Source organism: Roseateles albus, from assembly GCF_028595345.1.
GTDB lineage: Bacteria > Pseudomonadota > Gammaproteobacteria > Burkholderiales > Burkholderiaceae_C > Paucibacter_A > Paucibacter_A albus.
This window is the reverse complement of the sequence record NZ_JAQQXT010000002.1, coordinates 76471-90841: the sequence shown is the minus strand read 5'-3', so window position 1 is coordinate 90841 and position 14371 is coordinate 76471. Positions and strand designations below refer to the sequence as shown.

12 protein-coding genes are annotated in these 14371 nt (G+C 63.2%); 4 read left to right on the top strand and 8 right to left on the bottom strand.

Annotated features, from left to right (window positions below; translation table 11 throughout):
* Positions 1-2 precede the first annotated feature (2 nt).
* Genes yghU through PRZ03_RS03390 form a run of 5 tightly spaced genes read right to left on the bottom strand, consistent with a single transcriptional unit; the run spans position 3 to position 4538 of the window.
* Positions 3-893 carry a glutathione-dependent disulfide-bond oxidoreductase gene (gene yghU / locus PRZ03_RS03410; protein ID WP_273599037.1) on the bottom strand — a complete coding sequence of 297 codons (891 nt, stop codon included), beginning with the start codon at positions 891-893 and terminating at the stop codon, positions 3-5.
* Positions 894-923: 30 nt separating this feature from the next.
* Positions 924-1850, bottom strand: a complete 927-nt coding sequence (locus PRZ03_RS03405; RefSeq protein WP_273599036.1) for a LysR family transcriptional regulator — start codon at positions 1848-1850, stop codon at positions 924-926.
* Between the two features lie 17 nt (positions 1851-1867).
* A complete protein-coding gene (locus PRZ03_RS03400) occupies positions 1868-2836 on the bottom strand; it encodes a 2-hydroxyacid dehydrogenase (protein ID WP_273599035.1) in 969 nt (322 codons plus the stop codon).
* 3 nt (positions 2837-2839) lie between these two features.
* Positions 2840-3547, bottom strand: a complete 708-nt coding sequence (locus tag PRZ03_RS03395; protein ID WP_273599342.1) for a nitroreductase — start codon at positions 3545-3547, stop codon at positions 2840-2842.
* A 34-nt stretch (positions 3548-3581) separates the two neighbouring features.
* Positions 3582-4538, bottom strand: coding sequence for a histone deacetylase family protein (locus tag PRZ03_RS03390; protein ID WP_273599341.1), 957 nt, complete (start codon positions 4536-4538; stop codon positions 3582-3584).
* 247 nt (positions 4539-4785) lie between these two features.
* Between PRZ03_RS03390 and PRZ03_RS03385 the strand changes: the two genes are divergently transcribed.
* Positions 4786-5343, top strand: a complete 558-nt coding sequence (locus PRZ03_RS03385) for a phasin family protein (protein ID WP_273599034.1) — start codon at positions 4786-4788, stop codon at positions 5341-5343.
* Between the two features lie 306 nt (positions 5344-5649).
* Positions 5650-6204, top strand: coding sequence for a phasin family protein (locus PRZ03_RS03380; protein WP_273599033.1), 555 nt, complete (start codon positions 5650-5652; stop codon positions 6202-6204).
* Between the two features lie 81 nt (positions 6205-6285).
* On the opposite strand, the gene PRZ03_RS03375 is transcribed toward PRZ03_RS03380, so the two are convergent.
* Both PRZ03_RS03375 and PRZ03_RS03370 read right to left on the bottom strand, forming a co-directional pair.
* Complete coding sequence (locus PRZ03_RS03375) at positions 6286-6921, bottom strand: LON peptidase substrate-binding domain-containing protein (protein WP_273599032.1); 636 nt, start codon at positions 6919-6921, stop codon at positions 6286-6288.
* A gap of 17 nt (positions 6922-6938) precedes the next feature.
* Positions 6939-7892: a patatin-like phospholipase family protein gene (locus PRZ03_RS03370; RefSeq protein ID WP_263531785.1), complete on the bottom strand. Its 954-nt coding sequence runs from the start codon at positions 7890-7892 to the stop codon at positions 6939-6941.
* A gap of 153 nt (positions 7893-8045) precedes the next feature.
* Between PRZ03_RS03370 and PRZ03_RS03365 the strand changes: the two genes are divergently transcribed.
* Together PRZ03_RS03365 and PRZ03_RS03360 are read left to right on the top strand one after the other, a co-directional pair.
* Positions 8046-8291 carry a cupin domain-containing protein gene (locus PRZ03_RS03365; RefSeq protein WP_273599031.1) on the top strand — a complete coding sequence of 82 codons (246 nt, stop codon included), beginning with the start codon at positions 8046-8048 and terminating at the stop codon, positions 8289-8291.
* Positions 8292-8354: 63 nt separating this feature from the next.
* Positions 8355-10727 (top strand): penicillin acylase family protein, encoded by a 2373-nt coding sequence (locus PRZ03_RS03360; protein ID WP_273599030.1) that lies wholly within the window; start codon positions 8355-8357, stop codon positions 10725-10727.
* Here the strand turns inward: PRZ03_RS03360 and PRZ03_RS03355 are convergent.
* On the bottom strand, positions 10704-14369 hold the full coding sequence (locus tag PRZ03_RS03355; protein WP_273599029.1) for an EAL domain-containing protein: 3666 nt from the start codon (positions 14367-14369) through the stop codon (positions 10704-10706). The genes PRZ03_RS03360 and PRZ03_RS03355 overlap by 24 nt on opposite strands.
* Positions 14370-14371: the final 2 nt, after the last annotated feature.

The window sequence follows — 14371 nt, the reverse complement described above, 5'->3', positions numbered from 1 at the left end:
CTTCAGCCCGGCTTGCCGATCTTGTTCTGCGTCTGGCTCTCAAAATCGCTCGCTGCATGGCGCTCCCACAGCTGGCTGGACGCCTCACCCCAGGTGCGGTTGACCATGCGGCCGCGCTGCACCGCTGGGCGCTGGGCGATTTGCTTGGCCCAGCGCTGCACGTTCGCATAACTCTCGACCTGCAGGAACTCGCCGGCGTTGTAAAGCAAGCCTTCGGCCAAGGCGCCATACCAGGGCCAGACCGCGATATCGGCAATCGTGTATTCGCTGCCGGCCAGATAGGGACTTTCGGCCAAACGCCGGTCCAGCACGTCAAGCTGGCGCTTGACCTCCATCGCAAAGCGGTCGATCGGGTATTCCATCTTGCTCGGCGCATAGGCATAAAAATGCCCGAAGCCGCCACCCAGATAGGGCGCACTGCCCATCTGCCAGAACAGCCAAGACAGGCATTCGGCCCTGCCGGCCGCGTCCTTGGGTAGCAAGGCGCCAAACTTTTCAGCCAGGTGCAAGAGAATCGCGCCGGATTCAAAAACACGAATCGGCTGCTCCCCGCTGCGGTCCAGCAGCGCTGGGATCTTGGAGTTAGGGTTGACGCCGACAAAGCCGCTGCCGAACTGATCCCCGTCGTTGATACGGATCAACCAGGCGTCGTACTCGGCGCCGCTATGCCCCAGCGCCAGCAACTCCTCCAGCATCACCGTGACCTTGACGCCATTGGGCGTGGCCAGCGAATAAAGCTGCAGCGGGTGGCGGCCAACCGGCAACTCTTTCTCATGCGTGGGGCCGGCAATGGGGCGATTGATGCTGGCGAACTGGCCGCCATTTTCCTTGTTCCAGGTCCACACCTTGGGCGGCGTGTAGGTCGAAGAGTCGGGTTTGGATGAATCGTTCATGCGATGAATTGGCTGCTTAGGGTTGGCGGTTCACTGACTATCCCACAAGGGCTCGGGCGGGAACTGCTCGGCCAGAAAATCCAACATCACGCGTAGGGCCGTCGACATATTCTTGCGCGAAGCGTAGACCGCATAAATGCTCAACTCGGTCGGCTTCAAATCGGGCAGCAGCGCGAGCAAGCGTCCTGCGCGCAAATGCTCTCCTGCCAGATAGGTCGGCAAAATCGCCACGCCCGCGCCGGCCAAGGCGGCTTGCAGCAGCGCGCCGGCATCATTGGCGCTGACATTGCCTTTGACATTCACGCTGACATTGACGCTGCTGGCAAGCGCCTCGGGCGCGCCCTCGCGCTCGAAGGTCCAGAGGCTTTTTCCATAGTAGAAATGGCTCAGGCAGTTGTGCTGGCTCAGCGCTTCCAAACCTTGCGGGCGGCCGCGTTTTTCCAAATAGGACGGCGCCGCGCAGACCACCGAGCGGCAAACCGACAAGCGGCGTGCGATCAAATTCGGGTCCAGCTCATTGCTGATGCGCACACCCAGGTCGATGCGCTCCTCGACCAGATTGACCGCGCGGTCCAGCAAGACCAGATCGACGGACACGGCCGGGTACAGCGCCACAAACTCCGCCACTACTCTGGCCAGTTGCGCCTGACCAAAAGAGCTGCTGGCCGTCAGCCGCAGCAGACCTTGCGGCGCCCTGTCGGGCAAGGTCACAGCGGCCTGCATATCGGCGCTCAAGTCCAGCAGCTGACGGCAACGCGGCAGCAACTCATGGCCGGCCGCCGTCAGGCTGAGTTTGCGGGTGGTGCGGTGCATCAGCCGCGCGCCGGCCCAAGCCTCCAGCTCCGCCAGATAGCGCGACACGACCGGGCGCGACAGGTCGAGCTGCTCGGCCGCAGCGGACTGGCTGCCGCAGTCGACCACGGTCACAAAGACCTGCATCGCCGTTAACTTGTCCATGCTGGGCCGTCAGCAGGTCAGTTCAAGCCGGTCAGTGGCTCGCCGCCACCGAGCAAGGCGATCAGATTGTCGACCGCCAGATTGCACATCGCGCGGCGCGTCGGCAGCGACGCGCTGGCGATATGCGGCGTCAGCACCACATTGCTCAGCGCCAGCAGGGCCGGGTTCAAGGCCGGCTCGCCCTCGAAGACGTCCAGACCGGCAGCAGCCAAGCGCCCGGCTGCCAAGGCCTCGGCCAGCGCCGCGTCATCGACGACGCCGCCACGCGCGATATTGGTCAAAGTCGCGCTCGGCTTCATCAAGGCCAGCTCCGGCGCGCCAATCAGATGGTGGGCCTGCGGTGAATAGGGGACGACCAAGACCAGATGGTCGGCGCGCCGCAGCAGCTCGTCCTTGCTCACCCACTGCGCACCGAGCGGCTTCTCTAACTCGGGGTCCAAGCGGCTGCGGTTGTGATAGATCACCTGCATGCCGAAGCCCAAGGCACCGCGCTTGGCGATCGCCTGACCGATGCGGCCCATGCCCAAAATCCCCAGCGTCGCGCCATGCACATCGGCACCGGCCAAGAGGTCAATCGACCATTGCCCCCAGCGGCCGGCTCGCAGGTAATGCTCGGCCTCGGTGATGCGCCGCGCCGCCGCCAGCATCAAGCCAAAGCCGAAGTCGGCCGTGGTCTCGGTCAGCACATCCGGCGCGTTAGTGACCCGCACGCCTTGGGCGCTGCAAGCGGCCAGATCAACATTGTTATAGCCCACCGTCATCAGGCAGACGGCGCGCAGCTCCGGGCAGGCGGCCAGCAGCGTCGCGTCAATCAGCTCGGTGCCGGTCGCAAATAGACCAGCCTTGCCTTGCAGGCGACGGATCAACTCGGCCTGCGGCAAGGGCGTGTCATCGAGCGGCTCCTCGACGTCGAAGTACTCGGCAAGCCTGGCCACAATGTCGGGAAAGATGCGCCGCGCCACCAGCACTTTTTGTCGAGCAGCCAAGCTTCAGTCCTCCAGGAAGCGCGTGAACTCGGCCACCGCAGCACGCTCGGTCTGCAGCGTGTTCTCGACCGCTTCTCGGTCGGCATAGCCCAGCGCCATGCCGCAGACCAGCATCTGCGCCGGCGGCAGGCTCAGCTCTTCGGCAATCAGGCGATGGAACTGCGTGAAGGCGGCCTGCGGGCAGGTGTGCAGACCGTGGCCACGCGCCGCGATCATGATGCTTTGCAAGAACATGCCGTAGTCCAGCCAGCTACCCTGCTGCATGACCCGGTCGATGGTGAACATCAGGCCGACCGGCGCGTCGAAGAACTTGTAGTTGCGGCCATGTTGAGCGTGCATGCCGGCGCGGTCGGTCTTGGCCAGGCCCAAAAGGCCGTACAGATCCCAGCCGACCTTGCGGCGCCGGTCGATATAGGGCGAGGCCCACTCGACGGGGTAGTAGGCATATTCCTGGTTATGTGTGCTCAGCTCGGCCGGGTCGTTATGAGCGGCCAGGATGCGCGCGCTCAAGCGCTCTTTTGCCGCACCGGTCAGCACATGCACCTGCCAGGGCTGGGTATTGGTGCCGGACGGCGCGCGCGCCGCTACACGCAAGATTTCTTCAATCGTCGCGCGCGGCACCGGCGTGGGCAAAAAGGCCCGCATCGAGCGGCGGGTTTCTATCGCCTTGTCTACGGCGGCCTGGTCTTGCGGGCTGGGAGTTTCAAACAAGTTCACTGGGGCATTCCTTTGCGGGTGGCTGGGGCTATTCTTGCACTGAGCGCTGTCGCGGCATTTGCTGCCATTGCAGCCAGCTGTGTGCAGCGGTATTCAAGGTATTGATCTGACATGCCAAGGTGCTGCTGATGTCATGGCCATAACCGCCCGCCATACTCAGCGCGACCGGGATGCGGCGGGCGCGCAAGGCATCCAGCACCCTTTGGTCCCGCGCCAGCATGCCGGCCGTCGTCAGCTTGAGGCGGCCGAGCCGGTCGCCTTCATGCGGGTCGGCGCCGGCCAGGTAGAAAGCCAGCCCGGGAGCAGCATGCTGATAACGCGCCCAAATCGTCGCCAAAGCAATGTCCAGCGCTGCCAGATACTCGGCGTCGGCGCATCCATCGGGCAGTTCCACGTCCAGATCACTCGCCTCTTTACGGGCCGGGAAGTTCTTGGCCCCATGCATGGAGAAGGTAAAGACGCTGGCATCGCCCTGAAAGATGGCGGCCGTGCCATTGCCCTGGTGGACGTCAAGGTCGATCACCAGCACATTCAGCGCTTGGCCATGCTGCTCGCGCCACTCGGCCTGCATCAGCTTGGCGGCAACCGCCACATCATTAAAGACGCAGTAGCCCGAGCCCCGGTCGGCAAATGCATGGTGGGTGCCGCCGGCCATATTGGCGGCCACGCCCTCTTGCAAGGCCGCGCGCGCCGCCGCGATGCTGGCGCCGACCGAATGGCGCGAGCGCGCGGCCATCTGGGCCGACCAGGGGAATCCGATCTCGCGCTGCGCGGCCGCACTCAGGCCGCCCTGCAGGACCGCCTCGATGTAGTCAGGCCTGTGCACCAAGGCCAGCTCGGCCTCACTGGCAGCCGGCGCTGCCTGCATGCGCAGCAGGCCCGGCTGCGCCTCGAAATGCTCGCGCAACAGCCGGTATTTGGATTGCGGAAAGGAGTGCCCGGCTGGCAGCGCCAGGCTATGGGCATCGGAATGAAAGGCCAACATGCCGACACCATAGCCGCTTTGGCGCGCCCCGCCTGTCATGCCGGCGTCACGGGCCAAGCGCAAGCTTTGATCAAGGGCTGGCAGGGCTTCATCTGCCTACCCCCTAACTTGTTGCGGTGCAGCAAAAAACCCTTGCAAACTTGTGGCGCGTCCATATACTTTGCATTGTTGCAGCGCAACAATCCCGCTGTCGAAGCAATTCAACAGACCCATATATCGGGGGTAGACCCCGGCCAAGGAGTGCTACATGCTGACCGCAGAACAAATCATCAATGCCCACAAAGCCAATGTCGAAACGCTGTTCGGCCTGACAGCCAAGGCGTTCGAAGGCATCGAAAAGCTTGTCGAACTGAATATGCAAGTCGCCAAGACCGGCTTGGCCGAATCGCTGGAATCCGCCCAAAGCCTGATGTCGGTGAAGGACGCGCAAGAACTGCTGGCCTTGCAGTCGACGCTGTTGCAGCCTAGCGCCGAGAAGGCAGCCGCTTACAGCCGCCATCTGTATGACATCGCCAACAGCACCAATGCCGCCGTCAGCAAGGTGGCTGAAGCCCAAATCGCCGATGCGCAAGCCAAGTTCGCCGCAGTGATCGACAGCGCCGCCAAGAACGCACCAGCCGGCAGCGAAAACGCCGTTGCCATGGTCAAGACCGCCGTGGCTGCCGCCAACAGCGCTTTTGAGTCCATCCAGCAAGCGACTCGCCAAGCCAGCGAAGTGGCCGAAGCCAACTTCGAAGCCGCCGCCGACACCGCCGTCAAGGCCACCCAAACCGCTGCCCGCAACGGCAAGCGCGCGACGGCCTAAACAGAAGCTGCAGTCCTGAAACTCCGGTTTCGGGTTGCTGGTCAAGAAGCCCGGTTCACAAACCGGGCTTTTTTACGCCCGAATGCCTCAGGCGCTTGGCGCAAATCCAAGCCTAGAACCTCGACAGCCGATGAGCTTTCAAGTTATTTGCTGCGCCGCAACAAAAATTGCTTGCATTTCGGTTTCAAGTCCCTACAATTCGTTTTGTTGCAGCGCAGCATTTAACTGTGCAGCAGCTTGCGAACATCCGCAAGACGAATTTCATTTGAAATCAACCGGGGATCGCCCCCCACACAGGAGCACACCATGCTGACAGCTGAACAATTCTTCGCCGCCCACAAAGCCAATGTCGAGACTCTCTTCGGCCTGACCACCACTGCCTTCCAAGGCGTTGAGAAGCTGGTCGAGCTGAACATGCAAGTCGCCAAGACCGCGCTGGCCGAAGCCGTTGAGTCCACCCAAGCCGTGATGTCGGTCAAGGACGCTCAAGAACTGATGAGCCTGCAAGCTACCCTGCTGCAGCCTAGCGCCGAGAAGGCAGCTTCCTACAGCCGCCACGTGCAAGAAATCACCAGCAGCACCAGCGCCGAAGTGGCCAAGGTTGCCGAAGCTCAAGTGGCCGACGCTCAAGCCAAGTTCGCCGCTCTGGTCGAAACCGCCTCCAAGAACGCACCCGCTGGTTCCGAGAACGTGGTGGCCCTGGTGAAGAACGCCATCACCACCGCCAACAACGCGCTGGAATCGGTGCAGAAGGCTGGCAAGCAAGCCGCTGACGTGGCCGCCGCCAACTTCCAAGCCGCTACCAACTCGGCCGTCAAGGCATCGCAAACCGGCGCCCGCGCCGCCAAGCGCGCTGCTTAATTGATGGATTGGCTCGGCCCGCAGGGCCTTGCTGACTGAATCAAAAAAAGGCCCGGTGCATGCACCGGGCCTTTTGTCTATTCAGGGCTGCAGTTGCAGGCGGTCTAACTGGTCGGCCACCAACTCCAGCCGCAACAATGGGTTGTCCAGTTGCATCAGGCGTTGCCGCTCCTCCGGAGCCAAGGGCAGCAGCTCGCACCAGCGGTTGGCCAGCCAGCCGCAATCCTCCCAGCGATAAGGGGGCTGCAGCGGCAGATCGAGTGCCGCAGCCCCTAGTTCCAATTTGTGCAGCAAGGTCTGCAAAAGCTCGGCCGCGGGCCGCAGGTCCGGCGGCACCGCCACCTCGCTGTCCGCCGCCAACTCCTCCACCTCCCCCGACCACAGCCCATGCGGGGACTGCGCAATGCTGAGCAACTTGAAGCGCTGACCGCCAACACAGCGCAGCTTGAACAAGCCGGCCTGCGGCCTCTCCAGGCTTTCGATATGGGCCAGCGTGCCGAGCAGATTGAAGCGCTCGGATGCAAAACCGGCCTGCCCGCTCAGGCGCCGGCGCACCTCGCCGCCCTCCAGCAGGCTGACGACGCCAAAGGGCAGACCGCCCTTGTCGCAGCGCTCCACCATGTCCAGATAGCGCGGCTCGAACACCTGCAGCTGCAAGTAGCCGCCCGGGAACAGCACCGACTGCAGCGGAAAGAGGGGCAAGGTTTGCGGCTTCATGCGGGCAGCTTTGCTGTTTAGCGTGTCTTCGCCGCGATTTTGGCGCGGATTTGCGGCAGCATGGCCAGCGCCGCTTCGCGCCCGGCCTGCACCGACTGCTTGCGCACCGTGAAATCGGCGCTGCCGAAGCCGTCCAGCTTGGGCCGCAACACCACATCGGCCTCCCTCAGCTCGAAGTTATTGATGCTGCGCCCCATGATGGAAAAAGTCTGCAGCAACATCCGAATGGCGTCGCTGCCGGGCTTGGCCTCCGGCGGCGAGCTGATGTCCACCGCGATCACCAACTCGGCCCCCATCTGGCGGGCATAGCGCACCGGCACCGGGGCGACCAAGCCGCCGTCCACATATTCGCGGCTGCCGATCTTGACCGGCTGAAACACCGCCGGCACCGAGCTGGAGGCCCTCACGGCCGCACCGGTATCACCGCGCTGGAACAAAATGCCGCTGCCGTCCGCCAAATCGGTGGCCACAATGCCCAGGGGCAACTTCATTTGTTCGATCTGCTTGGCGCCGGTTTTCTCACGCACATAACGGGCCAAGGCCTCGCCACGGATCAAGCCACGGGTCGGGAAGGCCCAGTCGGTGATGGATCCTTCGTCCATGCCCTCGGCCAGCACCGCCATTTCGCGGCCACTCAAGCCGGAGGCATACAGTGCCGCGACCAGGCTGCCGGCCGAGGTGCCTGCCACCAGATCCACCTTGATGCCCTGTTCCTCCAGCACCTGAATCACGCCGATATGCGCAAAGCCGCGCGCCGCACCACCACCCAGGGCCAGACCCACGCGGGGCGGCACGGGCACCGGCGCTGGCACGGCGGCGCGGGCAACCGGATCCACCATAGTCACGGGCGGCTTCTCGGGTGGCACCAAGGGCGCATTCGAGCAAGCCGTGATCAGCAAACTCAGCAAGACAAAGCCGGCAGCTCGCAGGCCTAGAGAATGTCGGGCGCAGGAAAAGAATGAATTGAGCATGGCCGATTCTAGAAGCCTGCAACACAATCAAGCCCAAGGCATGGCCATCATGTCTGAGGAGATGAGCATGGGGCAATTCAACACGCAAGCCTGGGCCAGCTGATAGACCTGAAGGCGCTCAGCGAGTTCAGCGTCGGAACCCCGAGCACCAGCTTGATCAAGGCCGATCAGCTGCAATTGCTGCACCTCTTGTTGCCAGCCGGCCAATATTTGAGCCAGCACAAGCTGGCAGGCGAGCTGTGCATCCAATGCCTAGCCGGCCGTGTGCGCCTGGACATGGCCGGCACGCAGTTGCCGCTCAGTGCAGGCCAGCTGACCGTGCTGCGCGCCAACGAAGCCCATGCCGTCGTCGCGGAGCTGGACAGCAGCCTCTTGCTGACCTTGGTGCACAAGACTTGAATCGCTGCTGGGGCAGGAAAACCCCGGCCGACCAAAGCACCCGAGGCGGCCACAATCGCCGCCATGAGTAGCCCACACAGAATGCGCCGCTGGGCGCCCCGCTTGCTCGCCGGCACCGCTGCCGCGCTTGTTTTGACTGGCTTCAGCGCCTGGCTGGCCTTGCGTGCCAGCTTGCCGCAACTGGACGGCGCCATCGCCCTGCCTGGCCTGAGCGCGCCGCTGAGCCTGGAGCGCGACGCGCTGGGCACCGCCGTGCTGCGCGGCGAGAACCGGCTGGATCTGGCAAGAGGCCTGGGCTTTTTGCATGGCCAAGAGCGTTTTTTCGAAATGGATCTGACGCGGCGCTCGGCGGCCGGCGAGTTGTCCGCCTTGTTTGGCGACAAAGCCTTGCCGCGTGATATCCAGCGCCGCGCCCACCGCATGCGCGCCCGCCTGACCGAGCGCTTGGCCCAAATGCCCGCCGCCGATCAGGCCTTGCTGAAGGCCTACGCCGACGGAGTCAACGCCGGCTTGGCCGGCCTGCCCGTGCGACCCTGGCAATACCTGATCTTGCGCGGTGAAGCGTCCGCCTGGACCGCGGTTGACTCGCTGCTGGTGGTGGGCGAAATGTTCTGGATGCTGCAAGGCGGCAGTGTCGAGGCCGGCTTCGAGCGTGCCACCCTGCGCGAACACGCAGGCGATGCGCTATTCGACTGGCTGAACCCGCGCGGGGGGCCCTGGGACGCGGCACTGGACGCCAGCGAAGTGAAGCCGGCCGCGCTGCCGGGCCCGGATTTGCTGGATCTGCGCAAAACCCAGCTCGGCCGCTCGCCGCAAGCGGCATTCGAGCTAGCAGGCTCGGCGGGCGCCGAGGCGCCACTGATAGGCAGCAATAACTGGGCCGTGGCCGGCAGCCGCAGCAGCAACGGCCGGGCCATCTTGGCCGACGATATGCATCTGGACCTGGGCGTGCCCAGCATCTGGTTTCGAACCCAGTTGGAACTCAAGACCCAAGAGGGTCAGGTCTTGCGGGCAGCGGGCCTGAGCTTGCCCGGCATGCCCAGCTTGGTGGTCGGCTCTAACGGCCATATTGCCTGGGGTTTTACCAACGCCTACGGTCAGTGGTTTGACTGGATCAAGCTGCCGGATCAAGTGCCCTCGGCGCGGCTGAAATCGTTTACCGAAACGATTGCCGTCAAGGGCGCCGCCGCCAAGACGCTGGAAGTGCAGGAACTGGACGGCGCGCCCATCGTGCGCGAGCAAGCCAGCCAACGCTATGCATTGCGCTGGATCGCCCACAAGGGCGAGGCCTATAACCTGGGCCTGGACAAGATGCTCACGGCCCGCGATGCCGCCGGCGCGCTGGGCATCGCTCAAGCGGCCGGCATGCCGCATCAAAACATCCTGGTCGCCGACGACCAAGGCCAGATTGCCTGGAGCGTGGCAGGGCGACTCTGGACACAAGCGCCCGAAGGAGCCGGCTACGCGCGCTTCCAAAGCATGGATCTGGCCCCACATGCGTGGCTGGGGCTGGCTGACTATCCTCAGCTGCTGCGGCCTGCCGACGGGCAGCTCTGGACCGCCAACAACCGCCAATTGGGTGGCGCCAAGGCGCAAGTGATAGGCGACGGCGGCTTCGATCTGGGCGCCCGCGCGCAGCAAATTCGTGCCCGCTTGAGCGAGCACAGCAGCCACAGCCAAGCCAGCCTGAGTGCCATTCATTTCGACAGCGAAGCCCGCTTCATCAAGACTTGGGGCGATCGACTGCTGCCCCTGCTGGCGAGCAGCCCGGCCCATGCTCAAGCGCTCACACAAATCAAAAATTGGAACGGTCACGCCGATGCCGGAGAGGTCGGCTACCGCTTGATTCGCACGGTACGTCTGCGCACCCTGGATCAGCTCTGGCTGGCCTGGACAACACCGGTGCTGGGCGCGCAGCAGGCCGACGAAAAGCGGCGCTTCAAATGGCATTCGCAGTTTGAATACAGTGCCGTACAAGCACTGACGGAGCGCCCTGCCCACCTGCTGCCGGCAGGCTACGCCAGTTGGGACGCCTTTCAATTGGCACAGGTCGACGCGGCGCTGAAGGAGCTGACCCAAGACGGCAAGCAGGCTTTGAGTCAAGCCACATGGGGCCAGCACAACGCCAGCCGCATCCAACATGTGATGTCCAAAGCGGTGCCGGCCTTGTCGGCGTTTTTGGACATGCCCTCGCAGCCGCAAGGGGGCGACTCCAACCTCCCCTTTGTCGCCAAGCCTAGCTTTGGTCAATCCCAACGCATGGTGGTCTCGCCCGGCCTTGAAAGCGCGGCGAGCTTGTCCATGCCGGGAGGCCAGAGTGGCCACCCGCTGTCGCCGTTCTATGGCGCCGGGCATGCCGACTGGGCGGCGGCCAAGGCCACGCCATTGCTGGCGGGGCCGACCTTGCATCGGCTAGAGGCGCTTGCTCCGAAGTAGCTGCTCAAAGGCGGCCAGCGCCACGGGGCGGCTGAACAAATAGCCCTGATACGACGGGCAGCCCTGGCTGCGCAGAAAGTCGCGCTGCGCCTCGGTCTCCACGCCCTCGGCGATCACCTCCAGGCCCAAAGTTTCGGCCAGCATCACCACCATGCGCGCAATCGCCGCATCGTTGGGGTCAAGCAAAATATCGCGCACAAAGCCCTGGTCGATCTTGAGTTGGTCCAAAGGCAAGCGTTTCAGATAGGCCAGCGACGAGTAGCCGGTGCCGAAGTCGTCGAGCGAGAAGCCCACGCCGGCATCCTTCAAGGCATGCATCTTGTTGCTGACGGTCTCGGCATTCGAAATCAAAACGCCCTCGGTCAGTTCCAGCTTCAAGCACTGGGGTCGGGCGCCACTGTCGTACAGCGCCGCAAGCACCCTCTCGACAAAGCCGTCTTGCAAGAACTGCTTGGCGCTGACATTGACGGCCAGAGTCAGCTCGGCAAACTCGGGCTGCGAGGCCCAGGTAGCCAACTGCCGGCAGGCCGTCTGCAGCACCCATTCGCCCAAGGGGAGGATCAGGCCGGAGTCCTCGGCCACGGCAATGAATTCTGCCGGCGAGACCATGCCCAGCTGCGGGTGCAGCCAGCGCAGCAAGACCTCGGCGCCGATGATGCGGTCCGGGGCCCCCGGCTGATGCTGTGTCACCTGGGCTTGATAGTGAAGCAAGAACTGCCCCTGCGCCAAACCCTCACGCAAGCCCGACTCCATCGCGGCTCTGGCCGACACCACGGCCTGCATCTTGGGATCAAAAGCTCTCAAGGTGTTCTTGCCGGCCGCCTTGGCTTGATACATGGCCAAATCGGCACGCTTCAATGGCTCGTCAATCGCCTCATGCCGCTCACCAAACAGCGTCACCCCAATGCTGGGCGTGCTGTGATGCGCATTGCCGGTCAGGTGGTAGCTGTCGCTGAGCACGTCCAGAATCTTGCGCCCGACCACATTTGCCTGTGCCAAGGCCTCAATGGGGTCAACGCTGAGCTCTTCCAGCATCACCACAAACTCATCCCCACCGAGGCGAGCCACGCTATCGCTTTCTCGCACGCAAGTATTCAGGCGCTGAGCGATTTGCACCAAGAGCTGGTCGCCGCGCTCATGCCCCAAGGTGTCATTCAAGGTCTTGAAGTTATCCAGGTCGACAAAAAGCAAGGCCCCCAGACTGCCGCGGCGCAGCGCCATGGCCTGAGCCTTCTCCAATCTATCCATCAACAAACGCCGGTTCGGCAAATTGGTCAGCGGGTCGTAGAAGGCCAAACTCTTGATCTGATCCTGATTGAAGCGCCGCTCGGTGATGTCTTGAAAGGTACCGACCAGCTTGCTCGTTACTCCATTCTCCCGCTCGGCAAAACCCTGCGCCCTGATCCATTTTTGCTTGCCCGACAAAGTCGTCAGTGGCAACTCCAAATCAAAGACCTGCCCATGTTCAAAGCAAGCCTGCACCGCCTCCATGGCAATAGGCCTGGCGTCGGCGCCAATCAAGCCTAGCGCCTCTGAAAGCGAAGGCGCCGAGGGTAGATTGAACTCGGTGATCTTGAATACTTCGTCGGACCAAGTCATTTGCTGGGTCAATGCATCAATCTCCCAGCCGCCAACTTTTGCCAGCTCACCGGTGCGCGCCAGCAGACGCACAGCGCGGCCGAGTGCCTCGCGCATGCGGTAGTCTTCGCTGACATCGCTGAACACCAGCACCACCCCGACGATGACCCCTTGTGAGTCACGGATCGGCGCGGCGCTGTCGGCAATTTGAAACTCTTCGCCACTCCGAGAGAGCAGTGCCGTGTGATTGGCCAAGCCGACCACTTCGCCATGCTCAATCACACGTTGTACGGGGCTGACCGAAGGCTCACGCGTTTGGGCATTGACGATACGAAATACCTCGCTAAAGTCCCGCCCCAGCGCATCCGCCAAGGGCCAGCCGGTCAAACGCTCGGCCGCCGTATTCATCCGCGTGATCACGCCCTGCGGGTCGGTGGCGATGACCGCATCACCGATCGACTGCAAGGTGATGGCCAGATTCTCTTCACTCAGACGCAATTGCTCTTCGGCCGCCTTGCGGGCCGAAACGTCGCGCACCACGGCCTGCATCAAGACCTGGCCCTCGATTTCCACCCGACTCAGCCGCACCTCGGCCACAAACGTCGAACCATCATCCAAGCGTTGATGCAACCACTCAAAGCGATGACTGCCTTGTTGCAACGCGATCTCGATCAAGCGCTTCGCTTCCGACCGCGATGTTGCGCCATTCGATTGGGCGGGTGGCGAGAGCTCGGCCGGATGGCGGCCCAGCAACTCGTCCCGCGAGGCAACCCCGAACAACAGCGAGGCGGCCGGATTGGAATCAATCACCTTCTCCCGGTCCAGCACCATGACCGCATCGGCATTGGCCTCGAACAAGGTGCGGTGCCGGGCCTCAGAGCGCTGCAACTCGGCGGTGCGCGCCTGCACCTGCTTCTCCAAGTCTTGGTGCGCCTTCTGCATCGCCTGCGCCATGCCGTTGAAAGCGAGCGACAAACCCAAGACTTCTCTGCTTTGGCCGCCGCCTATAGGCGCGCGCACCGCGTGATCGCCGGCGCCAAGTTGGTCCACCGCGCCCACCAGACTCTTCAGGGGCCGCGTCAGCCCATATGCCAGCCAGCGAATCAACAGCAAGGCCGTAGCACCCATCAAGAAGAAGACCCAAGCCAAGCTCTGCGCCTTCTCGCTCAGACCCGCCAACGCCTCACGTTTAGGCGACATATGCACCAAGGTCCAAGCCTGTGCCGCACTCAATTGCACAGGCCGGTAGACCACCAGAATCTCCTCTCCTTGGGGGCTGGTTTGCACCATCGTCCCTTCGAAACCGCTGCGGAGTACCGGCGCCAGCACGCCGCTATCCAGCGGCGGCCCTTGCCACAAGCTACCCGACTGCGCCAGCAATAGACCAGCAGAATCAAAGAGCAGCCGTTGAATGGGCGCGCCCGCGCCGGCCAATTGCTCGTCAAATTCGGCGCCGACGAATTGCTGCAAGGCAACCGTCGCAATCAATACGCCTGCCAGGCGACCACTGACGTAACCCTCTTGGTCAACGGATCTGATTTGCCGCACGATGGCGACTCCGCGAAGCGGCGCCGGCAACTGCACGATCAACTCCGATGCGCCGGCTTGGCTGGCACGCTGCAACAACTCGGGCGCAGCAAAAACTTGGCCTAAATCTTTTGGTTCACTGCTGGCAAGTACGCGCCCTGACAGGGGCTCGACAACACTGAGGCCCACAAAACGGTCCGGATAGGCTCGCTGCCAGCGATCAAAAAGCCTCAGCAACGTGAGCTGTGCGGCAGGGTCGCTTGATTCCACCTGTTTGGCCAAGACGGTGTTTTCGGCCACGATCATCACATCGCCACGGCGCTCCTTGATGCCCTCAACGAACAATCCGCGTTGCAAGTCGGCGCGCGCTTCCAGGCTTCGCATCGCCTGCGCCATACGCTGATCGCGCTCGCCGACGATGCCGGCACTGGGCAGGCCCATGAACCACAACCAAAACAGGCCACCGCCCGCGACCAAGAACAGCGCCGCGAAACTGGCCGCAATCCGGCTCGCCAGGGAACTGTGCTGAAACAGCATCG